The organism is Euzebyales bacterium, from assembly GCA_035461305.1.
Classification (GTDB): Bacteria; Actinomycetota; Nitriliruptoria; order Euzebyales; family JAHELV01; genus JAHELV01.
Genome location: DATHVN010000153.1, coordinates 1 through 24021, shown reverse-complemented (window position 1 = coordinate 24021; position 24021 = coordinate 1). Strand labels below are relative to the sequence as shown.

Annotated in this window: 24 protein-coding genes; 16 read left to right on the top strand and 8 right to left on the bottom strand. The window is 70.5% G+C overall.

The window, feature by feature from the left end; translation table 11 throughout:
* Positions 1-378: 378 nt before the first annotated feature.
* The 3 genes from VK923_14155 to VK923_14145 all read left to right on the top strand — a co-directional run bounded on the left by VK923_14155 (position 379) and on the right by VK923_14145 (position 3051).
* Positions 379-642, top strand: coding sequence for a hypothetical protein (locus tag VK923_14155; GenBank protein ID HSJ45820.1), 264 nt, complete (start codon positions 379-381; stop codon positions 640-642).
* 377 nt (positions 643-1019) lie between these two features.
* Positions 1020-1775 carry a methyltransferase domain-containing protein gene (locus VK923_14150; GenBank protein ID HSJ45819.1) on the top strand — a complete coding sequence of 252 codons (756 nt, stop codon included), beginning with the start codon at positions 1020-1022 and terminating at the stop codon, positions 1773-1775.
* A gap of 142 nt (positions 1776-1917) precedes the next feature.
* Positions 1918-3051: a peptidoglycan DD-metalloendopeptidase family protein gene (locus VK923_14145; protein ID HSJ45818.1), complete on the top strand. Its 1134-nt coding sequence runs from the start codon at positions 1918-1920 to the stop codon at positions 3049-3051.
* On the opposite strand, the gene VK923_14140 is transcribed toward VK923_14145, so the two are convergent.
* Positions 3033-3833: a GntR family transcriptional regulator gene (locus VK923_14140; protein ID HSJ45817.1), complete on the bottom strand. Its 801-nt coding sequence runs from the start codon at positions 3831-3833 to the stop codon at positions 3033-3035. The genes VK923_14145 and VK923_14140 overlap by 19 nt on opposite strands.
* Before the next feature lie 280 nt (positions 3834-4113).
* Here VK923_14140 and VK923_14135 point away from each other — a divergent pair, with 280 nt between their 5' ends.
* The 9 genes from VK923_14135 (at position 4114) to VK923_14095 (ending at position 13627) form a co-directional block, all read left to right on the top strand.
* The gene (locus tag VK923_14135; protein ID HSJ45816.1) at positions 4114-5340 is read left to right on the top strand and encodes an amidohydrolase family protein; all 1227 of its coding nucleotides are present in this window, start codon (positions 4114-4116) and stop codon (positions 5338-5340) included.
* Between the two features lie 231 nt (positions 5341-5571).
* Positions 5572-6288: a hypothetical protein gene (locus tag VK923_14130; protein ID HSJ45815.1), complete on the top strand. Its 717-nt coding sequence runs from the start codon at positions 5572-5574 to the stop codon at positions 6286-6288.
* Complete coding sequence (locus VK923_14125; GenBank protein HSJ45814.1) at positions 6261-7046, top strand: SDR family oxidoreductase; 786 nt, start codon at positions 6261-6263, stop codon at positions 7044-7046. The genes VK923_14130 and VK923_14125 overlap by 28 nt, the downstream gene beginning before the upstream one ends.
* A gap of 149 nt (positions 7047-7195) precedes the next feature.
* Positions 7196-7426, top strand: a complete 231-nt coding sequence (locus tag VK923_14120; GenBank protein HSJ45813.1) for a hypothetical protein — start codon at positions 7196-7198, stop codon at positions 7424-7426.
* A gap of 8 nt (positions 7427-7434) precedes the next feature.
* Positions 7435-8946, top strand: a complete 1512-nt coding sequence (locus tag VK923_14115) for an alpha-amylase family glycosyl hydrolase (protein ID HSJ45812.1) — start codon at positions 7435-7437, stop codon at positions 8944-8946.
* 237 nt (positions 8947-9183) lie between these two features.
* Positions 9184-10863 (top strand): CDP-alcohol phosphatidyltransferase family protein, encoded by a 1680-nt coding sequence (locus VK923_14110; protein HSJ45811.1) that lies wholly within the window; start codon positions 9184-9186, stop codon positions 10861-10863.
* Positions 10860-11477, top strand: coding sequence for a DUF5941 domain-containing protein (locus VK923_14105; protein HSJ45810.1), 618 nt, complete (start codon positions 10860-10862; stop codon positions 11475-11477). Before VK923_14110 ends, VK923_14105 begins: the two co-directional genes overlap by 4 nt.
* Positions 11478-12533 carry a sulfotransferase gene (locus VK923_14100; GenBank protein ID HSJ45809.1) on the top strand — a complete coding sequence of 352 codons (1056 nt, stop codon included), beginning with the start codon at positions 11478-11480 and terminating at the stop codon, positions 12531-12533. It begins immediately after the preceding gene.
* A complete protein-coding gene (locus VK923_14095) occupies positions 12530-13627 on the top strand; it encodes a sulfotransferase (GenBank protein HSJ45808.1) in 1098 nt (365 codons plus the stop codon). The genes VK923_14100 and VK923_14095 overlap by 4 nt, the downstream gene beginning before the upstream one ends.
* A 12-nt stretch (positions 13628-13639) precedes the next feature.
* On the opposite strand, the gene VK923_14090 is transcribed toward VK923_14095, so the two are convergent.
* Together VK923_14090 and VK923_14085 are read right to left on the bottom strand one after the other, a co-directional pair.
* Positions 13640-14620: an aldo/keto reductase gene (locus VK923_14090; GenBank protein ID HSJ45807.1), complete on the bottom strand. Its 981-nt coding sequence runs from the start codon at positions 14618-14620 to the stop codon at positions 13640-13642.
* A 95-nt stretch (positions 14621-14715) separates the two neighbouring features.
* Positions 14716-16908 (bottom strand): beta-propeller domain-containing protein, encoded by a 2193-nt coding sequence (locus VK923_14085; protein ID HSJ45806.1) that lies wholly within the window; start codon positions 16906-16908, stop codon positions 14716-14718.
* A 158-nt stretch (positions 16909-17066) separates the two neighbouring features.
* Between VK923_14085 and pepN the strand changes: the two genes are divergently transcribed.
* Positions 17067-19607 carry an aminopeptidase N gene (gene pepN / locus VK923_14080; protein HSJ45805.1) on the top strand — a complete coding sequence of 847 codons (2541 nt, stop codon included), beginning with the start codon at positions 17067-17069 and terminating at the stop codon, positions 19605-19607.
* Between the two features lie 264 nt (positions 19608-19871).
* Here pepN and VK923_14075 read toward each other — a convergent pair whose 3' ends face one another.
* Both VK923_14075 and VK923_14070 read right to left on the bottom strand, forming a co-directional pair.
* The gene (locus VK923_14075) at positions 19872-20213 is read right to left on the bottom strand and encodes a hypothetical protein (GenBank protein ID HSJ45804.1); all 342 of its coding nucleotides are present in this window, start codon (positions 20211-20213) and stop codon (positions 19872-19874) included.
* A gap of 52 nt (positions 20214-20265) precedes the next feature.
* Entirely contained in the window at positions 20266-20460 is a 195-nt protein-coding gene (locus tag VK923_14070; GenBank protein ID HSJ45803.1) for a helix-turn-helix transcriptional regulator, read from the bottom strand.
* A 223-nt stretch (positions 20461-20683) separates the two neighbouring features.
* Here VK923_14070 and VK923_14065 point away from each other — a divergent pair, with 223 nt between their 5' ends.
* Positions 20684-20818, top strand: a complete 135-nt coding sequence (locus tag VK923_14065) for a hypothetical protein (protein ID HSJ45802.1) — start codon at positions 20684-20686, stop codon at positions 20816-20818.
* Positions 20819-20937: 119 nt separating this feature from the next.
* On the opposite strand, the gene VK923_14060 is transcribed toward VK923_14065, so the two are convergent.
* Together VK923_14060 and VK923_14055 are read right to left on the bottom strand one after the other, a co-directional pair.
* Entirely contained in the window at positions 20938-21429 is a 492-nt protein-coding gene (locus tag VK923_14060; protein HSJ45801.1) for a sortase, read from the bottom strand.
* A 198-nt stretch (positions 21430-21627) separates the two neighbouring features.
* Positions 21628-21960 (bottom strand): excalibur calcium-binding domain-containing protein, encoded by a 333-nt coding sequence (locus VK923_14055; protein ID HSJ45800.1) that lies wholly within the window; start codon positions 21958-21960, stop codon positions 21628-21630.
* A 1004-nt stretch (positions 21961-22964) separates the two neighbouring features.
* Here VK923_14055 and VK923_14050 point away from each other — a divergent pair.
* Positions 22965-23315: a hypothetical protein gene (locus tag VK923_14050; GenBank protein ID HSJ45799.1), complete on the top strand. Its 351-nt coding sequence runs from the start codon at positions 22965-22967 to the stop codon at positions 23313-23315.
* A gap of 169 nt (positions 23316-23484) precedes the next feature.
* Here the strand turns inward: VK923_14050 and VK923_14045 are convergent, their stop codons facing one another.
* Positions 23485-23784: a hypothetical protein gene (locus VK923_14045; GenBank protein HSJ45798.1), complete on the bottom strand. Its 300-nt coding sequence runs from the start codon at positions 23782-23784 to the stop codon at positions 23485-23487.
* Positions 23785-23804: 20 nt separating this feature from the next.
* Between VK923_14045 and VK923_14040 the strand changes: the two genes are divergently transcribed.
* The coding region (locus VK923_14040; protein ID HSJ45797.1) for a toprim domain-containing protein at positions 23805-24021 on the top strand (217 nt) is incomplete at its 3' end.

The following is a 24021-nucleotide window of genomic DNA, read 5'->3' as shown; positions in this document are numbered from 1 at the left end:
GATCTGCGCCCGCGATGAACGTGTTCGGCATCTATGGCGAGGCGCCCGCCATCTGACGAGAGCGGCCGGCGGCGACAGGCGGGGTCGCCTGTCAGCCGAGAACTCGACGCAGACGCCGGCAGCCGCGTAGTCTGGTCCGGCGCAGCACTTCGGCACGGCGGGTGGCGGGTGTGCGCTCGTGCCAGCTGACGTCTCCCCGGAGGCTCGCAACCGACGTGAGCTCCTTCACCTCGTCACCGACCACGCGTGTCGGCCCGGTCACCGGTCGCCCGGACACGGCGCACATCGGGCGACGACGCGACCGAGCGCCGATTGCCTTCACCGCGGCCATCTTCGTATCCGCGACGCTGCTTCGCCGTACAGCCACTCGCGTCACGCATGGTGCTGCCGGACTTCGGTGGTTCCGCGGCGGTGTGGACGACCAGCGTGCTGTTCTTCCAGACGGCTCTGCTGCTGGGTTACCTCTATACGCACGTGGCGACGAACCGCCTCCGACCGTCGATCCAGGTCCGGTTACACCTCCTCCTGTACGTGTTACCCGTGCTCGCGCTGCCGCTGTCGGTAGCCGCGACGCCCGGTGACGTCGGGCGACGAGACGACGCTGTCCAGCGGAACGACGGTGCACGGGATCCAGTCCGATGATCCTGCCCGGCAGGGTCCGCTCTCGTACTTTCACGCCGATGGCCCGCTGGGCAACTGGTTGCCCGCCGCCGCCGCAGACGCAGAGATCGGCGTGGTCGGTCTCGGGGCAGGCTCGATCGCCGCCTACGGGCGGACGGGTCAGCTACTCGAACCTCGTCGAGGTCCTGGCACGCTAGGGCGGTGCCTGACCGGTCGTTGGGGGTGCCAACGCCGGGCCGCCAGAAGCGCACGGTCGCGCACGCGCTGACGTGCCACCTCGAAGCTGGGCGAATGAGGTGGGCACGGAACCGGACCGCGTGATGGCAGTCGAACGGGGTGACCCCCACGGCGGATGTCGACCCGCGCGCCGGCGCCGGGCGTGCGGCATGATGCGACCGATGATCGAGCCCTTCTACGACGCCGAGCTCGCGGCGGTCCACGAGGCCGACTTCACCGACGTGGCCCGCAGCGCCGCCGGCGTGCTGCTGCGCCGGCTCGCCGACGCAGGGCACCACAGCGGCACGATCGTCGATCTCGGCAGCGGCGGAGGTGCGCTGGCCGGGGTCCTGGTCGACGCCGGCTACGACGTGCTCGGCATCGACCTGTCGGCAGCGATGGTCGAGCTAGCACGGGCCAACGTCCCGGGTGCGCGGTTCGTCCAGGGCTCGGTATGGGACGCCGCCCTGCCGCCCGCCGTGGCGGTCACGGCCATCGGTGAGGTCGTCAACTACGCCGCCGACGCACGCGCGGGCGTCGACCAGCTGGCGCACCTGATCGACCGGGTGCGCACGGAGCTGGCACCGGGCGGCGTGTTCCTGTTCGACATCGCCACACCGGGCCGGGGTGGACCCGACGGCCGTCGGACCGGGTTCACGGACACCGCCGCCTACACGATGCACTTCGAGTCGCGCGAGGCGACCGACGACGACGGCACCGCGACCCTGGAGCGCCGCATGGTGCTGTTCACCCGCGACGGCGACGTGTATCGGCGGTCCGACGAGGTCCACCACCTGCGCCTGTACCGTGCGGCGACGGTCACCGACCTGCTCGAGGCGGCGGGGTTCGAGGCCACGATGCTCGCCGCGTACGGCGAGCGCCTGCTGCCCAGCGGGTGGATCGCCATCGCGGCGACGGTACCGGCGACGGCCTCGTGACCGTCGTGAAGCGTCCCAGCGACCTGTCCTACGTGTCCGATCGGCGGTGTACGCCCACTTCGGCGCGTACGTACCGTTCTCGCATATGCGTAGCGCCCCCATGCTGCGAACCGCCGTGCACGGAGCTCGCGGTCGCCTGGCGATGCTCGCGTTGCTGCTCGCCGGCCTGCTGTCGGTCGCGTCGATCGCCGGCGCCGAGCCGCTGGACCTCGACGAGGCCCAGCGGAAGCGTGACGAGGCGGCACAGCGCCAGCAGGAGCTGCAGTCCGAGTTGACCACGCTGCTGTCGCGGATCGAGGCACTGCGGGTCGCGCGGGAGCAACGGGCGGCGGAGATCGAGCACCTCGACGAGCGTCTGCGTACGGAGCGTCGCACGGCACGGCAGGCACGCACCCAGGTCGCCGAACGCTACAAGCAAGCCTACAAGAGCGGCAGCGGTGGTGATCCTCTGCTCCTGATGTTCAACGGTGACAGCCTCGAGGATCTGACCGAGCGCGCACGCCTGCTGACGCTGCTGGCCGAGGACAGCCGCGCGGAGCAGGAAGCGGCTCAGGGCGCGTCGCGGACCACCGCCGCGCTCTCTTCGCAGCTGCAGTCCGCAACCGACGAGCTGAAGGAACGCACCGATGAGCTGACCGCCACGAAGCGCGAGGCGCGCGAGAAAGTCGCCGAGGCCGAGGCCGCGGTCGATGAGCTCGACCAGCAGATCGCCGAGGAGCGGGCGCGCCTCGCCGAGGAGCGCACGAGGGCGGAGGAGCGCCGGAGGGCGGAGGAGCGCAGGAGGGCGGAGCAGCGCGCCGCAAGCGAGCAGGACGGCGGCGGCCAGGCCACCCCAGCGGACGCCGGAGGCGGAGGCGGCTCGGCTCCCGTCAACGGAGGCATCGCCTGCCCCGTCGGCCAGCCGCGCAACTACACCGACACCTACGGCGCACCGCGCTCGGGCGGGCGGTCCCACCTCGGCGTCGACATCCTCGCGCCGATGGGCACGCCGAGCTACGCGTACGAGCGCGGCACCATCACCCGGATGGACGGCAACTCGCTGGGCGGGATCTCTCTGTACCTGCACGGCGACAGTGGCAACGTCTACTACTACACCCACCTGTCGGGGTACAAGTCCGGGGTGTCGGTCGGCCAGCAGGTGTCCGCCGGCCAGCACATCGCCTACGTCGGCGACACCGGCAACGCCGCCGGCATCCCCCACCTGCACTTCGAGGTGCAGCCGGGCGGCAGTGGCAACGTCAACCCCTACCCGTACGCCTACCGCGCCTGCGGGTGACCTACGCTCCTCGTGCCGGCCTGCCAGCTCGGGATGCGGTCGACCCCCGTTCGGGGGTCCCACGTCGTCACGAAGCTGTAGCTGTCACCGCGGACCTTGCTGACGCGCCACTCCACGGGACGCTCAGCCGTCCGACCGAGGCGCTCGATCGTGAACACTGCTGTGTCGGATGGCATGTCGAGCGCCTCGCAGTCGTGCGGGGTGGGGATCGCCGGCCGGATGCGCTCCCAGCCGCCCACGACGGTCACGCCGCAACGCTGTGACAGCTCGTGGTACAGGACCCCGTAGCGGAGGTCGGCGTCGAGCAGCGGACGCCCGACGTCCGCCGGCAGCCAGAGCCGGTCGAGGGCCAGCGGCACGCCGCCGGCCAGGCGGATGCGGTCCACCAGGATCAGCGGGGCATCTGGCGGGAGCTCAAGGTGGCCTGCGGCGTCGGCGTCAGTGCTCTCGGCCAGCTCCCGCAGGTCGATCGTCTGCTCGACCCCTTGGGCCTCCACTGACCGGAACAACGCGTACAGCGCACCGGCCGGTTGCTCGAACTCCTGGCGGACGAACGTGCCGCGTCCACGCCGCCGTTCCAGCAGGCCCGCCGCGCACAGGCGGTCAACGGCGTCGCGGGCCGTGTGCCGGCTGATCCCGTAGGTCTCGACGAGCTCACGGTCGGTCGGGAACCGCCGGCTGAACTCACCGTCCGCCAGGCGCCGCCGTAGCTCGGACTCGAGCTGTGCCCACAGTGGGACGGGGCTCGTGCGATCCAGCGGTACGACACGGGACTGCGTCACGTTCCATCCGCCCCCACACCGTCTCGCCTGTGGTCGCCTCCCTGAGCTCCCTCCGGCGGAGCCGGTCCGCCAGTCGTCAGCGGAACCAGGCCCCGCCAAGTCTTCCACAACGTGCGCATTAGGCAACCTGCTGTAATGGCCTGCCCGTGAAAAGCGTTGAAACACTGCCCTTGGGCGCCCGAAGGTTGCGCTGGGGCACGTCCGCGTCGAGATCCGATGCCACGCAGGTCGTCGCGTCGCGGTCGGTGTAGGTTCGAAGACCCCGTGAGAAGGGACCCGCATGGCGTACCGCGTGCTGGCCCGGTCCGTCATCGACGGCACCGGGCGCGACCCACTCGACGACGGCACGGTCACGGTCGACGGCGATCGGATCACCGCGGTCGGCGCGGCGACGGGCGGCACCGGCCCCTCGATCGACGCGACCGACCTGGTCGTCCTGCCGGGGCTGATCGACGCCCACACCCACATGGGCCTGGTGGAGGGCGACACCCTCGGCGTGATGCCCCCCGCGCTGCTCGCCGCACACCTGTTCCGCAACGCCGAGCTGTGCCTGGCCTCCGGGCACACCACCGCCCGCGAGGTGGCGGGTGCCGACGGCGGACTTGCACGCGCCATCGAGGCGGGCATGGTCCCCGGTCCGCGCCTGTTCCCCAGCGGCCCGATGCTGTCGCAGACGGGCGGCCACGGCGAGTTCGGCCCCCCGTTCATCCCGCACCACCAGCACTACACCGGCCTGCCGGGCCTGTCGCAGCCGAGCGCGCGGTGCGACGGTCCCGACCAGGTCAGGATCGCCGCCCGCAATGCCTTCCGGCACGGCGCCACCCAGATCAAGGTGTGCGTCTCCGGCGGCGTCGTGTCGCTCACCGACCGTCTCGAGGACGTGCAGTTCACGGTCGACGAGCTTCGCGCGGCGGTCGAGGAGGCGCAGGCCCGCGACACCTACGTGACCGCCCATGCGCACAACACCGACGGCATCCTGCGTGGCCTCGAGGCCGGGCTCGAGTGCTTCGAGCACGGAACGTTCCTCGACGAGGCCACCGCGGCCCGGATGGCGACGGCGGGTGCCGCGCTGGTCCCCACCCTGGCCGTGATCCACCTACTGTCGACGGAGTACGAGCGCTACGGCCTGGGCGACTACGTGGTCCCCCGCGTCCAGGGGGTCGAGGAGGCGATGGGCAAGGCGGTGCTGATCGCGCTCGAGGCGGGTGTGCGCGTCGGCTCAGGCACGGACCTGCTCGGACCCGAGCAGAACCGCCGAGGGCTCGAGCTCGCGCTCAGGTCGAAGCTGCATTCCCCCATGGCCGCGATCGTCTCGGCCACGCGGACCAATGCCGAGATCCTGCGCATCTCGGACCGCCTTGGGACGCTTGCGCCGGGCAAGCTCGCGGACTGCATCGGCGTCGACTTCGATCCGCTCGCCGACCCCGATCGCTTCGACGACCACGACCGGGTCCGACTTGTCATCAAGGACGGCGAGGTCGTCAAGGACCTGGATGGGCGCCGCTGACCACGTCGTCCGGGCCACCTCGTGACGACTGCGCGGTGGTCGGTGCGCGCCGGTGGGGCCCTGTGGAGGACTTCGCGGGGCCTGGTTCCGCGAACGGCTGGCTGACCGGCTCCGCCGGGCAGAGACTTCGCGCATTTTGACGATGTGCCGTCACGCCCGGTCAGGCACGGTGGCTCCACGCTGCGATCAGTGGCCCTGCCCAGGCGGGATGGGCAGGGCCACCGTCGCGGCATGGTGGTCGCGCTGCTCGTGCTGGTCAGCGTGCTCAGCGCATGTCGCGGGGTCGTGCCAGGGCCCGTGGAGCACGCCGAACGCGTTCCACCGACCCACCGCACGTTCCCGCCACCATCCAGATCGTCCCAGGCTCGAGATGATCCAGAGCCGTTCATCGCCGGCGACTTCGATGATGCGCTCGTCGGAGAAGCCAGCGGTGTGGCGGCAATCGTACGCAATCCGGGCTGGGTCTACGTCTTGGACGATGGGCCAGGTACGGACGGCGTGGTGGCCGTCGACACCCTTGACGGCGGCACGGTCAGGATCGTCGTCGAGGGCATCGAGGGCCGGGACCCCGAGGGGCTCGCGGTCGCGGCGCGATACCGGCAGGATCGAGCTGCCCGACCCACGATCGCCCTGGCTGCGACCACGGTGGGCAACCTGGAGACGGGCGGCGCCGCGGGCGCTGGTGTGGTGGTGCTACGGACCTACGACCACGTCGTCGCCTACACGCCGCCGTTGCCGGATGCCCCTCCCGACATGCTGGCCGACTCGTCGGCCCGTGAGGTGCCGGGCCTGCCCGGCCTCCCCCAGCCCGAGGGCGTCGCCGTCGACGGCTGCGGGCTGTGGCTGGTGAGCGAGCGGGTAGATTCCGTCTGGCTGGCACTGTGGACACCGGCGTCGTCCGACGAGGTCGAGGAGCAGACATGCCCGAGTGGCGACGGGCGCTCGTGACGGGCGCGAGCAGCGGCATCGGCGAGGCGTTCGCCCGGCGGCTCGCTGCCGAGGGCACTGATCTGGTGCTCGTCGCCCGTGGCCGCGACGGCCTCGAGCGGGTGGCCGACCACCTCCGGGCACGCCACGGCGTGGCCGTCGAGGTCCTCGCGACCGACCTGGCGACCCCGGACGGGTGCGCCCCTGCCGTGGACCGCCTGCGCGACTCCGACGCCGTGGTCGACCTACTCGTCAACAACGCGGGCATCGGCACGAGCGGCCTGTTCGGCGAGGTCGACCTCGACCGGGAGCTGGCGCTGATCGACCTGAACATCACGGCGCTCGTCCGGCTGACCCACGCCGCCGTGGGCGGGATGCGCGCACGGGGCCACGGGGGCGTGATCAACGTCTCGTCGCTGTCGTCGTTGCAGCCGTACCCCAACGGGGCCAACTACGGCGCCAGCAAGGCGTACGTGACGAGCTTCAGCAAGGCGATCCACACCGAGCTGGAGCCCAGCGGCGTCCGGGTGCTGGCGCTGTGCCCGGGGTTCACGCGCACCAGCTACCACGACGCGGCCGGGATCAGGCGCACGCCGATCCCCGATCGCCTGTGGCTGCGACCCGACGAGGTCGCCGCCGAGGGGCTCGCGGCGCTGCGGGCCGGACGCTCCGTCCGGGTCGTGGGGGTGGCGTACAGAGCGTGGGCAGGCCTGACCAAGGTGGTGCCCGACGTGCTGATCCGCCGCCTGCTCGCGCGGGCCGGTGGCAACCGCACCTGACCGCGGCGACGAACCGACCGGCCGGCGTCGTTCGGACCGACCCGTCGACGATCTCCCGGCACGGTCCGCTCGGGCACGTGGCCTCCGCTGCATCTCCATGCCCACATGGAGTAGGTTACAGCCGTGGAATTCCGCATGCGGGAGACTCGATGGACGAACTGACGGCTCCGATCGACGATCTGATCGCCGAGGCGACCGCGCTGGTCGAGCACTCCACCGCCGACACGGTGACGCTCGCGCTGGTCCGGGACGACCTGATGGCTGCGGTGGCCGACTGCGTTGACACGGCGACGGCGGCCGACGGCTCCGAGGTGGTGATGGCCCTCGAGCGGGCGATGCGGGAGCGCGCGAGCGGCTGCCAGCTGCCGCTCGCCAGCTGACCAGCGCGATGGAGCTCAGGTGGTGGCAGCGCGGGGTCATCTATCAGATCTATCCGCGGTCGTTCGCCGACGCGTCCGGTGACGGTGTCGGCGATCTGCTCGGGATCCGCCAGCACCTCGACCACCTGACCTGGCTCGGGGTCGACGGGCTCTGGACTTCCCCCATCCACCCCTCCCCCATGGCCGACTTCGGCTACGACGTCGCCAATTACACGGACGTCGACCCGGTGTTCGGCACCCTCGACGAGTTCGACGACCTCGTCGAAGCCGCCCACGGCCGCGGCCTGCGCGTCCTGCTGGACTGGGTCCCCAACCACACGTCCGAACGCCACCCCTGGTTCATGGCCTCGCGGGGCTCGCGCGACAACCCCTACCGCGATTGGTACATCTGGCGCGACGAGCCCAACAACTGGCGCCAGGCGTTCCGTGACGCCCCCGCGTGGACGCTCGACGAGCGGACGGGCCAGTACTACCTGCACCACTTCCTGCCGCAGCAGCCGGACCTGAACTGGAACAACCCCGCGGTGCGCAGCGCGATGCACGACGCACTGCGCTTCTGGCTGGATCGCGGCGTCGACGGGTTCCGCGCCGATGTCATCCACCTGATCGGCAAGGACCCGACGCTCCCCGACGACCCGAACGACCGCGAGGGCAGCCGGGTGGGCTGGCACCACGATCCCCTGACCCACCAGTGGTTGCGGGAGATCCGCGGGGTGCTCGACAGCTACGACGGGGACCGCGTCATGGTGGGCGAGGTCAACCTGTCCGACCCGCACGAGATCCTCGCCCACGCGGGCGCCGACCAGCTCCACCTTGCCTTCAACTTCAACCTGCTCTGGGCGCCGTGGAGCGCCACCGCCTTCCGCGCCGAGATCGCCACGATCGAGACGACGGCGAGCGAGACCGGAACCTGGCCGACCCTCGTGCTGTCCAACCACGACGTGTCCCGTCACCGCACCCGCCACGGCGGTGACGAGCGTCGTGCCCGCGTCGCGGCGGTCGTGCTGCTGACGCTGCGGGGCACGCCGTTCCTGTACGCCGGCGAGGAACTCGGGCTGGAGGACGCGGTGGTCCCGCCGGACCGCGTGGTGGACCCGGGCGGCCGTGATCCGGCACGCGCGCCCATCCCGTGGGACGGCGACGCCGGCCACGGCTGGGGCGGCGAGCCCTGGCTGCCCTGGCCACCGGAGCCTGGGACACGCAACGCTGCAGCCCAGCGCCGCGACCGGGACTCGATTGCCGCGCTGTACCGTCGGCTGCTGCGCACGCGCCGGGCGGAGCCCGCGCTGCACGGCGGCGGGCTCGTGCTGGGCGACGCGCCGGAGGGTGTGCTCGCCTACGATCGCCAGGGCGAGACGGGGACTCGCCGCGTCCTGGCGAACTTCAGCGAGGATGCGGTGCGCGTCCCAGGTGACGGTGCGTGGACCGTCCTCGTGGCGACACGCCGCCGACGTGAGGGCGCTGCGTTCGACGGCACGCTGGATCCGGTCGAGGCGGTCGTGCTCACACCAGCGACCTGATCCTCGGCCTGTGTACCCGTCCGACACGCCATCCCAGCCTGCATCGGGGACGGGCCGGGGCGTGTTACCCTCCCGCGGCGTGAACTGCGCGCGAACGACCGATGACCGTCTCGTGTCATCGGTGGTCGCGGTCGTTCGCGGACCATCGGGGGTCTAGGGGCGATGGCCGTAGCACAGGCGGAAGTGAAGGTTCGGACAACGGGCACGGGACCCGGGGTCACCGCGCTGTGTCTGGCCTTGGCCGCGAGCGATGACGGCGGCCCCGCGTGTGTGCTGCCGTTCGGGCGCGACACGCTGCTGACCCGCATGATCGCCCAGCTTCGTGCGTACGGCGTGGACCGCGTCGTCGTGCTGACGCGGCCCACGTGGCGCGACGTGTGCCGCGCGTCAGTGGGCCCGGACGTCGAGGTGACGGCCCACCCCAGGCTGTCGGACATGCTCGACCGGATCGCCAACTTCGCCGACACCGCACCGTCGGACCTCCTGATTGTCCACGGCGACGTCGTGACGCACAACGGCGCGGTGGCCAACCTCCTCGCCGATCCGAGGATCGGGACCGGCGTCCTGTCGAGCACGGACGCAGTGGCCGGCCTGTTGGCGCCCCGGCTGCGGATCACCCGGGGCAGGGTCATGGCGTGCGAGTCGGCGTACCACTCGGTCCGGGTCCACAACAGCTCGTTGCTGGCGATGTGCAAGATCGGTGCCTCCGATCTCGGCGAGGCGGCCGTCGCCGCACGGGAGCTCGCCGACCTGACCAGATGGGCGCTGCCCGAGCGGTGGGGCGACGAGTTCGCGTGGAAGGTCGCGGACCGGGGCGCGACTGTGCTCGAGCGCAACGCCGGTCTCGCCGTCCTGGCCGACCAGCTCGCCGACGGGCCACGACCCGCCGGCTTCCCCGGCCCGACGGAGTTGCGGGAGCAGATCGCCGACGAGTACGAGCGACGTGTCGCCCTGCCCGCCGAGGCGCTTCGCGACGACCCCCTGCCGCTGCTCGTCGTCGGGCTCATCCGGCGCGACGTGATGCTGACGACCGCGTACCTGCGCCGGCTGCACTGGGACCGGCCGGTCTCGGTCGCCGACGCCGAGGCCGCCCACGACGAGCTGGCGGCCGTCGACGAGGACGCCGTGCAGTTGAGCTCCGCCGTCAAGGCGACCGACGGCTTCTTCACCACCTTCCTCGTGTCGACCTACTCGCGCTACATCGCCCGGTGGGCGGCGCGGCACGGGCTGACACCGAACCAGGTGACCACGGCCTCGATGCTGCTGGGCGTGCTCGCGGCACTGGCGTTCGCGACCGGGGGCAATGCGGGCATGGTCGCCGGCGCGCTGCTGCTGCAGGTCGCGTTCACGGCGGACTGCGTGGACGGCCAGCTCGCACGCTACACCCGGCAGTTCTCGACGCTCGGCGCGTGGCTGGACTCGGTGTTCGACCGCGGCAAGGAGTACATCGTCTACGCAGGCCTCGCGATCGGCGCGGCCGCACGCGGCGACGGCGAGGGCATCTGGCTGCTGGCCGCAGCGGCCCTGGCACTGCAGACCTTCCGCCACTTCATCGACTTCAGCTACGCCGCACAGCAGCACCAGGCACTGGCCGTCTCGGTGCGTCACCCCGTCAAGTCACCTGACGAGGGCGACGTCAGCCGGTGGGAGGAGTCGATCGGCGACGCGGAGGACAGCATCAGCGTGCTCCAGCGCCTCGGGCGTTCGGGCATCCGGACGTCGGTGGCCTTCGAACGCCAGCCCTGGCGCAAGTGGTTCAAGCGCATCATCGTGCTGCCAATCGGCGAGCGCTTCGCGTTGATCTCGCTCGCGGCGGCCATCGCCGGGCCCCGGACGACGTTCACGTGGCTGCTGGCCTGGGGCCTCGTCGCCGCGGTCTACACCACGACGGGTCGGGTGCTGAGGTCGTTCGCGTGACCGCGCCGCTGGTGGAGTACCGCGACGACGGCCCGATCGCGACGTCGGTGCGCCGGGCTGGCACGACCAGAGTCGGGTCGCTGACGCTGACCGGGCTCGGGGTGCTTGCGGGTGCCGCCGGCCTGCTGGTCGACGGCGCGGCCACGGGCCCGGCGTCGTATGCCGGCATCGGTCTGTTCGTCGTGCTCGCGACGCTCGGCGCGGCGGCGCGTCGCCACGTGCGCGTGCAGTGGCTCGTCCCACCGCTGCTGCGCCTCGGCGAGTACATGACCGTCGCGGTGCTGGCGCGACGGGTCGACGCGACGACGACCGCGGTGGCGTTCGTGCTGCTCGGCATCGTCGCCTTCCACCACTACGACATCGTCTACCGCCTCAGGCACCAGCACACCGCGCCGTCGCCTGTCGTGTCACAGCTGTGCGGCGGCTGGGAGGTACGGACGATCGTCGTGGTGCTGGCTGCAGCGACGGGCGCGTTGCTCCCGACGCTGGCGGCCATGGCGGCGTGGTGCGGTGTGCTGTACGTCACGGAAAGCGTGCGCAGCTGGGTCGCGCTGGCCCTCGACAGCACTGCCGTCGCGCCCGTCGGCACCGAGTTCGAGGAGGACGCGGGCTAGATGACCGATACCGTGCGGGTGCCGGACACGACCGGTGACGCCTCACAGCGCCAGCGTGGCGACCGACCGATCTTCATCGTCGGGTGCCCCCGCTCGGGGACGACGTTGGTACAGCTGATGCTGCACGCACATCCCGACATCGCGATCCCGCCGGAGAACCGCTTCCTGCTCGAGGTCTACGACCGTCGCGAGGCCTTCGGCGACCTCCAGGAGGGCACCAACCGACGCAAGCTGGCGAAGTTCATCGTGAAGCGCCGCCGGTCGCGCCTCAATGACCTGGGTCTGCCGCCACGGCGGACGCGACGACGGATCGTCGAGGCGCCACCGACCATCGGTGCGGCCGTGGCGACGGTCCTGCGCGACTACGCGGCGCAGTTCGGCAAGCGCCGGTGGGGCGACAAGCGGCCCTCCTACATCCACCGGCTCGACGACATCCGTCGCATGTTCCCCGACGCCCAGATCATCCATGTCATCCGCGACGGCCGCGACTGCGTCGCGTCGCTCAAGCAGATGCCCTGGTGGCAGGGCGGTGCGATCGCGGCGACGTGGAGCTGGCGCACGGCGATGATCCGTGGGCGGCGGGCGGACGCGCAGCTCGACGCCGACAGCTACCTGGAGGTGCGTTACGAGGATCTGGTCGCCGCACCCGCCTGGCAGGCCGAACGGATGTGCGCCTACCTCGACGAACGCTTCGACGAGGCGATGCTCGCTCCACACCGGGTCGCCGACGTCGCCGTCCCCGAGCGCAAGGTCTGGCACGCCAGGACGCACGGCGAGATCGACGGCGCGGCCGTCGCGCGCTGGCGCCGGGACCTGGAGCCATGGGAGTTGGACCTGTTCGAGTTCGTCGCCGCCCGCCAGCTCAGACAGCACGGCTACGTGCTGTCGCGCGGACGACGACCGCTGCCGCCGTTGTGGCCGCTGCTGCGGTTCGCCAAGCTGACCCTCCGACGGGCGCTGCATCGCCGACGCGACCTGCGGCGCGACGCGCGACGCCGACGGCACCACGACATGCCCCTCGCATCGACCACTCCCGACCGGGAGGACGACCGATGAGGACGACCGACGATCGACCGATCATCATCGTCGGATGTGCCCGCTCCGGGACCACGCTGCTCCAGGCCATGGTCCACTCCCACGCCCGGCTGACCATGCCACCCGAGAACCGGTTCGTGATGCCCGTGTACTGTCGCCGCGCCGCGTTCGGCGACCTGCGCGACGCCGCGAACGTCGACGCGGTCGCCGATGCCGTCACCGCCCGGCGCGACGGCAAGTTCGGCGACCTCGGCCTCGATTCCAGGGCCGTGCGGCACCGGATGCACGAGGTGCCGCCGACGATCGGCTCGCTGGTCGGCGTCGTCCTGGAGTCCTACGCCCACCGCTTCGGCAAGCAGCGCTGGGGTGACAAGCGACCCAGCTACATCCAGTCGCTCGACGACGTCCTGGAGCTGTTCCCGGACGCGCAGATCGTGCACATGATCCGCGACGGCCGCGATTGCGTCGCGTCGCTCAAGCGGATGCCGTGGTGGACCTTCGGCTACCCGGCGTCGGTCTACAAGTGGGCGCGCGCGATCGACGTGGGGCTCGAGGCCCGCGAGCGGCTTCGGCCGGACCAGTACCACGAGGTGCGCTACGAGGACCTGGTCACCGCGCCGGCCGAGGAGCTGGCCACCCTCTGCGAATTCCTCGGCGAGCAGTTCGACGAGGCGATGCTCCAGCACCACCGCGCGTCCGAGGAAAAGGTCCCCGACTACAAGGACTGGCACGCCAGAGTGCACGAGCCGGTGACGCGGTCCGCCGTCCATCGCTGGCTCAGCGAGCTCGACGAGCAGGAGCTGCGGCTGTTCGAGTACGTCGCGGGCCGCCAGCTCGAGGCCGTCGGCTACGAACGGTCACTGGGCGTCCTGCGACGCCGGCCAGACCGTCACACGCGTCTGGCCTACAGGAGGTTCGTGACCGGGCGGCAGCGGCGTGAGGCGGCCGACGCGAAGCGTGCCGCCGAGGTGGCGGACCGCTACGACCAGCCGGTCGCCGCGATGCTCACCAGCGGCCAGCGCCGGATCGCCCGCGAACTCGGGTACGGCCACCTGCTCGACGAGCGGTCCCTCGACGACCACACCTCGGTGTCGACCGGCGCGGCACGGGACTGACGCGCGGCCGGCTCACCAGCGCTGGTGCACCGCAGGTGCGATGTGCTCCCGGTAGACCCAGGCGGCGGCCTCCATGTCGTCGTCGGACAGCGGCGCGAGCGACGACGCGGCGGCGTTGTCGCGCACCTGCTCGACCGTCCGTGCGCCGGCGATCACTGTCGAGACCTCCGGGTGCATGAGGACCCACCGCAGGGCGAACTGCGCCATCGTCGCACCCTCCGGCACCCGTCCCCGCAGCGTTTCGGCCGCCTGCACGCCACGCTGCAACCCGACGCCGGCGAAGGTCTCGCCCACGTCGAAGCTCGCGCCGTCGGCGTTGAAGTTGCGGTGATCATCCTCAGCGAACTGCGCGTCGACCTCGTACTTGCCAGTCAGCAGCCCGCTGGCCAACGGGACGCGCGGGATCACCCCGACGTCCCGGGCGTGCGCCTGCGTGAGGAACAGCTCGGCGGGTCGCTGACGGAACAGGTTGAAGATGATCTGCACCGTCGACACGACGTCGTACTCGATCGCCTTGAGACCCTCCTCGACCCGCTCGACGCTGACCCCGACCGCGGCGGTGACCCCCTCGTCCACCAGCACCCGGAGGTCCTCGAAGATGTCGGGCCGGTAGTAGGTCTCCGTCGGTGGGCAGTGCAGCTGCACCAGGTCGAGACGGTCGACCTCGAGGTTCTCGCGGCAGCGTTCCATCCAGCCGCGCAGGGCATCGTATGTGTAGGCGTCGGGGTCGAGCGGGCCCCGCCGGCCGACCTTGGTCGCGACGATGAGCTCCTCGTTGCGCTCGCGACGCAGCCGTGCCAGCAACCGCTCGCTGTGGCCGTCGCCGTAGACGTCCGCAGTGTCGAAGAACGTGATGCCCGCGTCGACGGCGGCGTGCAGCATCGCCATCGCCTCATCGTCGTCGGTGGGGCCCCAATCGCCGCCGATCGCCCACGTTCCAACACCGATCTCACTGACCTTGTACCCGGTTCTGCCAAGCCGTCGGTACCGCATGCTCGCCTGCGTCCTCCGCGTCGTCGCGTGACCTGTGACGTGCCCCCATCATCGCCCGGCGACACGTCGGGCTCACGTCCTGATGCCGCCGAACGTCACAGACGGATCGCCGAGAGCATCGCCAGCGTGTCGATGTCCGACACCGTCACCAGGTCCGGCGACACCGTGAGCAGCCGGTCCCCGATCACCACCGTGCGGACGGTCCCGCCGGCGGCGGTGGCGCCGAGGTCGATCGTGCCGCGCTCGACCAGGCGACCGTCATCGGTCGCGGTGAGCACCAGCACGCCACTCCCCCCGTCCTCCCAACGCTCGACCGGCATCGCGATCAGCTCGCGCTCCGGCCACGCCAGCAGCGCTCGGTGGTCGTACTCCGCCGGAGTCGATGTCGCCGGTCCGAGTCCGATCTGTGCCACGCGCGCGGGCGAACGCAGGTCGGACACGTCGAACAAGGAGACCTGCAGACCGGTGACCGTCCCGTCGCGGTCGGCGTCCTGGCCGACGCCGAGCAGGTGGTCGGAGCCGACGGGGTGCAGGTAGGCCGAGTACCCGGGGATCTTCAGCTCGCCGAGCACCGACGGCGAGGCAGGATCCGACAGGTCGAGCGTGTACAGGGGGTCGACCTGGCGGAAGGTGACGACGAAGCCCAGCGCGCCGGCGTAGCGGACGGCGTAGATCCGCTCGCCGCGTCCCAGGTCGCTTGTGCGCCCGACCTCGGTCAGCTGCGAACCGTCCCGGCGCAGCACGTGGACCGCGCTGTGGGAACCACCACGTGTGCCGACGTCGACGGTCGTCGCGATGCGCAGGTGGTCGTCGTGCTCCGAGAGCGCCCACTGGTTGAGCACCGTGCCGGGCACCGACCCGCTCGCCACGTATGTCGCACCGTCGGCGTCGAGGTCGAAGCGGTGGACCTCGGTCGTGACGGTTGGTGACGGCGGCACCGCTCGGTCCGACTCAGCAGGTTCAGTGGCAGGCGGCGCGAGTGGCTCGGACGCTGTCGAGGGGTCCTCGTCGGGCAGCGGCGACGGCTCGGACGCTCCTGGGAGCGGCTCGGACGCTCCCGGCACCGGCTCGGACGCTCCGGGGAGCGGCTCGGGCTCCGCGGGCCCCGGCTCGGACGCTCCGCGGAACGGCTCGGGCTCCGCCGGCTGAGGCTCGGGCTCTACGGGCAGCGGCTCGGGCTCTACGGGCAGCGGCTCGGGCTCTGCGGGCAGCGGCTCGGGCAGCGGCAGGGGCTCCACGGGGAGCGCGATCGGCCACCGGCTGGTGGTCACGTAGAGGCTGTCGGCGTCGGCGTACACGGTGTCGGCGCCACCGAGCACCGCGTTGACGCGATCGGCGTGCAGTCCCGCTCGATCCAGGTCGAGCGAGAGCACAGAGACCAGACCGAGATCATCACCGCCGTCGGGGGCGCGCACGGCAGTGCACGCGACCAGCGGCGCCGGCCGTCCACCGTCGACCGTTACCCGTGGGAGGAGGTCATCGGCGGTCGCGTCCACGATCCGCCGGCGGACGCCATCCGCGACCGGACCGGGCGACCCGAGCGCGTAGGGCAGCACCGGCAGTGACCTGATCACCACTCGCGCGGTGCCGTCATTCAGTCGCGCGGTCAGCAGGCCACCGTCGACCACAATGGTGGATTCGACCCGTGGTGCCTCCGCATCCGTGACGTCGACCGACCACAACCGGGTGCGTGGCAGCACCATCGGCGGCGGGGCCACGCCCTGCTGCTCTGTCGTGAGGGGATCATGCGGGCGACCCGGTGCCATGGCGTCGTCACCGAGCACCAGCAGCCTGCTGCCGTGCAGCAGCAGATCGCGTGGCATGCCACCGTCCATCGGCAGCGTGGCGGTCACCCGTGGGCGGTCAGCGCGCACGTCGATGATCCGCAGTGCGCTGTCGGCGACGGTGTACACGTAGGCCCCGTCGGTCTTGACGACGTCTGGTTCGTCGACGCCCTGGACCTGCACGTTGGTGCCCGACCACGCGGTCGCCGGACCCGCGGGCGCCGGCGCGGCGTCGGCGGCGCCCTGCGCCTCGGCAGCGACTGCGACGTCACCGGTGGCTCCGCGCAGAATCGCCTCGGTTCCACCGGCGACCAGCTGCGCGAGGCCTCGCCTGCGTAGCTCCGTCGTCAGCCCGTCGCAGCTGTCGAACGCGCGCAGCGCTGCGGCGGACTCGGCATCATCGCCAGCGCCACCGCTGGTCGCGGGACTGCATGCCGCCAGCAGCATCGTGAGCGCCAGGACCACGACGACAGAGCGCGACGTGAGCGGGGCGGTACGGAACATCTGCAGCATCATGTCGCTTTGACGCCGGATCGCCGCCCATGGTTCCCGGCCGCGTCGTCGGCGACCGTGCGCGGATCGTCCTGTCCGCCATTGTGGGGGCGCTCACGACACCCCGGTCGGACCCCTGACCGGCCGCTAGCCTTGCGCGGACCGATCGGATGCTGGTGGAGCACATGGGCAACGACAACGACATCCTGGGCCGCGACGAGGCGGCGACCCGCGCGGCGCTGCTGTCCGACCTTACCTACGACGTCGAGCTCGACCTCGGCGATGGCCGCGGCGAGACCTTCAGGTCGACGACCCGTGCGACGTTCACGTGCGCGAGCCCGGGCGCGTCGGTCTTCATAGACCTCGACGCCACGGACATCGACAGGATCACGCTGAACGGCGCCGACGTCGGGATCGAAGGGCACGACTGTCATCGCGTGAAGCTGACCGATCTGGCCGCCACCAACGAGCTGGAGGTCGTCGCACGCTGCGCGTACCGGCACACCGGCACGGGCCTGCACCGGTTCATCGACCCCACCGACGACACCGTGCACCTGCACACGCAGTTCGAGCCCTTCAACGCTCACCAGGTCTGGGCCTGCTTCGACCAGCCGGACCTCAAGGCCCGCTTCCGGCTGACCGTCCACGCACCGCGCGACTGGACGGTCGTCAGCAATGAGCCCGTTGCGTCGCGCGACCCCGGCGACGGGGGGGTCGATGTCTGGCGCTTCCAGGTCACACCACCGGTGTCGACCTACATCACCGCGCTCGTCGCCGGGCCTCTGCACGTCGTCCACGCACCGGACGCCGACGTGCCGATGGCACTGTACTGCCGGCCCTCCCTCGCCCAGTACCTCGAGCCCGACGAGATGTTCGAGATCGCCCGTGCCGGCATGGCGTTCTACGCGGAGACCTTCGGGCATCCCTTCCCGTTCTCGAAGTACGACCAGCTGTTCGTGCCTGAGTTCAACTTCGGCGCGATGGAGAACGCCGGGTGCGTGACGTTCAACGAGGCCTACCTGTTCCGGTCACGCGTCACCGACGCGGCTCGCATGTCCCGCGCCGCCACCATCCTGCACGAGCTCGCACACATGTGGTTCGGCAACCTCGTCACGATGCGCTGGTGGGGCGATCTGTGGCTCAACGAGAGCTTCGCGACCTACATCGCCACGTGGGCGCTCGTCGAGGCGACCCGCTTCACCGACGCCTGGGTCCAGTTCGTCAACCAGGAGGTGACGTGGGCGACGCGCCAGGATCAGCTGCCAACGACGCATCCAATCGTCGCCGACGCGCCCGACACCGACACGGTGATCAACAACTTCGACGGCATCACCTACGCCAAGGGCGGCCTGGTGCTGCGTCAACTGGTGGCGTGGGTGGGCACCGAGGCGTTCATCAGCGGGCTGCGCGACTACTTCGCGCGGCACGCGTGGGGCAACGCGACCCTGGCCGACTTCCTCGCCGCGCTCGAGAAGACCTCGGGCCGGCGCATGGACCGATGGGCACGCCAGTGGCTGGAGACCAGCGGCATCAACACACTCGAGCTCGTCGCCACGGTCGACGACGAAGGCCTGTACGCCGCGGCGGAGGTCCACCAGCGCCCGTCGGCCGGTGGCGACGACCAGCTGCGCGACCAGCGCATCTCCATTGGCCTGTACGACGTCGAGGGCGACGACCTGGTCCGCCGAACCGCCGTCGAACTGGACGTCACGGGTGCGTCGACGGGCGTGCAGGCGCTGATCGGGCGCCGGCCCCCCGCGCTCGCCCTCCCCAACGACGCGCTGCGCAGCTACGCGAAGGTCCGCCTGGACGACAGATCTCTGGAGACCCTCCTCGCCTACCTGGGCGCCGTGCGTGATCCGCTGACGCGCGCCCACGGCTGGCTCGTCGCGTGGGACCTGCTGCGCGACGGGCTACTGCCCGCGCGGCACTACGTGCAGCTGGTCGCCGACCATGCTGCGACCGAGACCCAGAGTGACACGCTGCGAACCCTGGCGCGCCAAGCGGTCGCCGCAGCCAACCGCTACGGCGACCCCACCAACCGGTCCGCTGCGCACGCGACGCTGGCCGCGGTTGCCCGCCGCGCGTTCGAGGCCGCCCCGCCGGGCTCCGACGCGCAGCTCGTTTGGGCGCGCTGCCGCATGGCGGTCGATGATCCCGCATGGACCCGGGCGATCCTCGTCGGCGACGAGGTGGCGGAAGGGCTCTCGGTCGATCACGACCTGCGCTGGCACGGCGTGATCAACCTGGCCGCCCAGGGCGTGCTCGACGCCGACGCGATCGAGCGGACCCGCAGTGAGGACCCGACCGACGAGGGCCAGCGCCGGGCTGTCACCGCGTTGGCGTCGCGCCCGTTGGCGGAAGCCAAGGCCGAGGCGTGGGCGTTGGCGCACGACGGCGACGAACCGCTCGCCCTGCGCCGTGCCGTCTGCGCCGGGTTCCATCAGTACGACCAGACGGAGCTCCTGATGCCCTACGTCGACCGCTACGTCGACGAGCTCGGTGCCCTCTGGCGCAACCAGGTGCGCCAGGAGTCGATCGACATGACCGAGGGACTGTTCCCCCGAACGGTCGTGGACGACGCGACGCTGGCCGCCGGCAAGCGCGCACTGGAGTTGCAGGACCTGCCCGACGCGGGCCGGCGCGTCCTGCTGGAGGAGATCGACGAGCTGCACCGGACGCTCCGCGCCCGTGCGGCAGACGTCGGGTAGGGCCGGTGCCTCTCTCCGGTGTGGACGCCGACTCCCATGGGCGCCGGGTAACGACGCTCATCCATACGTCACGTGGGTTATCACAGATATCGAGGTTGATTTGACTGCCGGTGAGTCGAATGTATGTTCGACCCATGCAGGCACAACCACACCACGACCAGACGCCACGCTCGACGACCTGGCCACCGGCATCGCCACCACCGCCACCGCGCTCGTGCAGGCCGCCGCTGAGTCATTAGCGCGCCGTCCGACCCGGACCATGGGTCAGCGGCGAAACCGCAGGACCACCAGCGCAGCGATGTAGCTGACACCACCGATCGCGCCGAGCATTGCGTACGGATCTCCGTCCTCGCCACGAGCGATCGCGACGATGAAGCCCACGATCACCGCGGTGATCAGAACCATGCCGGTGAACACCGTCGCCCGTGTGTCGATCAGGTTGATCCGTTCGTCGCGTCGGTCGAGCAGACGTGCGACGGTTTCGCTGAAGCGGCCCGCGATTAACATGACGGCTGCGAAAACGACCATGACGACAAGCCCGCCGACCGCGAAGTCTCGGTCGCCGCCTAGCCAACCAGCGATCAGGTAAGCGACGCCGATGGCCACCGCGACCAGCGGCGTCCCCCAGCGACACCGGGAAGCGGGTCGGGGCGATAACTCATTGCTCTGCATCGAAGACCTCCTCGATCGGCGCGTCGAAGAACCGGGCCAACTGGAACGCCAACGGCAGCGACGGCAGGTACCGGCGACGTTCGATGGCGTTGATCGTCTGGCGCGACACCCCGACGACTGCGCCTAGCTCCGCCTGGGACAGACCGGCCTGCTCGCGCAGTTCCCGCACCCTGTTCCTCACGATGGAAAGTATGCTTGACACGTGCGGCTGTGTCAAGCGTGCTTTCCACCTGCGCATATTCGTCGCCGCCGCCAGTGATCGCCACAACAAGCCACAGCGCGAAGATGAGGTGTCAGGCAGAACGACGCCGGGCCGCCGGGAGGGCGGGTGAACCGTCACGGTCGACACCGACCTTGCTCGCGACGGCGTGTGCGAACGCCGCGGCTCCGACGATCCTAGGCGGATGCGCTCGCTCTTGCCGGCAAGCGGGCCGCGGCGGATCCTGCTGTGCGACGAGCACGCTGCCGGGCTGGCCGACGACGACCGGCTGACCGACGTCACGCGGCTCTACGATGCGACCGTCGAGGACCCCCGATGATGTACGACGGTCCGCCAGTGCGGATCAATGCGACGTGGCTCGCCGATGACACCCCGCGTTCGACCAACGGGTTCCGGGCGGCCGGTTCACGCTCGCCGGAGTGTGCGACTGATCGACCGTTAACCCGCGGCTGTGGCCGCATTCCGGCTCTCGTCGAGCGCTGCCCACACGACCAGTCGCTGCCGGTCCGACAGTTTGGGATGACAGGTGGTCATGGTCAGCATGGGCCGATTGGTCCCGAGGGGGTCTCTGCTGATCACCCAGGTCTCGTCGGGGTTCACGACGGCGAAGTCGACCACGCGGTAGACGAACAGCCTGCCGGCCCGGTTCTCCACATCGATACGGTCACCGGGCTGGAGCAGGTCGAGGTCGTGGAACGGCGCGCCATAGGACACACGATGTCCGGCCATTGCGAAGTTGCCAGGTCGTCCCGGCAAGGCCGTGGACGGATACCGTCCCGGTCCGATCGCGAGTTGGTCGCTGCCGACGCCTTCTACGACCACGAACTCGTAGTTCCGCCAGCGCATCGTTGCGACGGGATCTCCGATCGCAGGTCGCTGGGCGCCGTACGACGGCGAGGGGCGGCGGCTGGACATCTGTGATGGCGTCATCCGCGGGTCGTTGGTTGCCGAGGTTGATCCGGTGAGTTCGCCGGCCAGGTCTGCTTGCGCCTGACGCATGCGATGCCCGGTGCGGACATCGTTCAACAGAAACTGACCGACCGAACTGAGTGCAACCCCGAGCACGCCGACGCCGATCCCGATGACGAACCAGACGACCGCCCAGCTGCCGCGCCGCATCGTGCTGCGTTAGGACGTCTTGCGTCGACGGTGAATGGCCACCCCCGCGCCGAGCAGCACAACGCCGCTCACGAGCATGGGGATCGTGGCCGCCGGCAGCGTCGCTCCGGTGTCGGCCAGCACATCATTGTCTGCCCCGCCAGTTGGGACGCTGTCGCCGATCGAGGGCCGATCCTCACAGGCGATCCCGTCATCGTCTCCGTCGAGGCCGTGGGGGTCGCTGGGGTCTGCGTCGTACTCGGCCTGCGCCGCCTCCTGCGTGGCGAAGTAGTCGCAGTCGAGGTTCTCCTGACCCATCGCCGCGCTCCCGCCGAATGCCGCCACGAACAATGACAAGAGCATGACAACTGCGACGCGTCGCATTGCTCTCTCCGCCTAGCGTCTGGCCACTTCCCGCATGCCGTTGGGCGCCAGGAGTCTACCTGGCCGCTCGGCCAAGTCGGCACTGTCCATGAGGACAGTACCGGACGAGGACATTACCGAACGTAGTTCCGTGTCCCGGTTGGGGCCGACGCTCGACCAGCTCCCCGAGGCCCGGACAGGGTGGGGCCGTGAGGCCCCAACCGGGCAGGCAAACGGTCCTGCGCAGCGCCGCCGCGCCGCCGCGGCTCTGTAGACAAGAATCGAACAATGCGGTCGCGAGCCCGCCCTTGGGGTCGGCCGGCTCCTAACTCGGTGCCGAGACCGTCCGGTCTCGGTCAGGCGGGAAGGATCTGCAGTGCGAAGGACAGTTCGACGTGCGTTCACCGTGGTGTGGTGGGCGCGCTGCTACTGGTGATGGCGATGGCGCTGCCGGCGTCGGCGAAGATCGAGTTCCACAGATCGTGTACAACCCCTCCGGCTCCGACACGGGAACGAACTCGCACCTGAACAGAGAGTTCGTGGTCCTGCACAACACGGGGGTCAAGGACCCGGCGGATCGGCAACTGGAGGATCCGCGACCTGGCCGGGCACCGGTACACGGGTTCCCCGATGGTCGCCGAGATCAGGTCGGGCTCTCCGAGGGGTCACGCGTCCGCGTTGGCAGCCGGGATGCCGGCCGAACGCCCCGCTGATCCAGCCCAAGCTGCCTGCCGCATGGGCGCGGCGGACCGTCGCCGAGGCGCGCGAAGACTCGACGCGCTCGCGCGCAGTCACCAGGGGCGTATGCAGGCGTAGCATCATCACACCACGGTGCCGTCAGGTGGCGCGTTCGCAGACCCGCCCGCGTGCGCGCGGTTCGAGGACGGCTTGAAAGCTCCGCCGTGATGGTGCTCGGGTTACACTCTTAGCCTTTCGCAGAGGCCCCCGACGTGTAGAGTGCGCCGACTGCAGGCAACGGCCTGCTCGACGGGAAAAGAGCCGCGATGAGGCGGCTGTCAATTCTTGTTTGTGTCTTGAGCCTGATGGCTATGGCGACTCCCGCACTTGCGCAGGAGCCCGAGTTCGAACCGCACCCGCACATGCTCGTGCTCGGCCTTGAACTCGACGCCTCCGAAGAGCCTGTCGGGTTCCGGAAGTGTGTTGACCTAGCGGCGAACGAAGCGCTTCCGCTTAACGCGCAACACCAACACGTGCACTTCGGGACGGCTGGCGAACACCTGTTCACGAACGCTGGTCATGCCGTGGTCCCGGGAGCGCCGTTCCCAGAGCCCTTCGAGGAGCCCCTACCGTGGAGCAACTGTGAGGAGCTGATCGACTTCTTCTTCGGAGCATAGAGTTCGCAGTGGCGGGGGCGTCGCGCAGGCGTCCCCGCATTCATCATACGTACGCCGACAGTGATCGGATCGGCGGCGCGCAGTGGTGCAAGAGGCGGGAGCCGGTTGTCAGCATCGGTCAGGCGGCGGTCGGATGAGCCGCTGCAGTATCCCCTTCGGTTATCCCAGGTCACACTGCTGCCGAAGCGCGTCTCGCGCACCCCGCGGCGTTCGGGACGAGATCGTAGGCGGCCACCGCGAGCCAGGCGTCCTCACGCGAGCCGAGCGTCTCCCACGCCACGACCGCCGGCAGCAACACCATACGACGCAGCACCTGCCGCCGCGCCGCGGCCGGCAGCCCATCGAAGTCGTCGATCGCGGCGTCCAACAGCTTCCGCCTGTCGGCCGCGCCATTATCGCCGCCCAGCACGAACGCCGCGCCAGTCACCGCCAGGTCGCGGGCCCGTTGCGCGAACTGCGCCGCCGACATCACCGGACGTCCTCGTTCGCGTGCCAATCCGCGAGGAACTGCTTTCCGAACAGATGTGCGAGTTGTACGTCGTCGAGGGGGACTCGGCCGGTGGCGGCTCGAAGCTCGCGCGGGACCGCCAGACCCAGGCGATCCTGCCTCTGCGCGGCAAGGTGCTCAACGTCGAGAAGGCGCAGCTGCGCCGGGTCCTCGCCAATGCGGAGATCCAGCACCTGATCCGCGCCATCGGCACCGGTA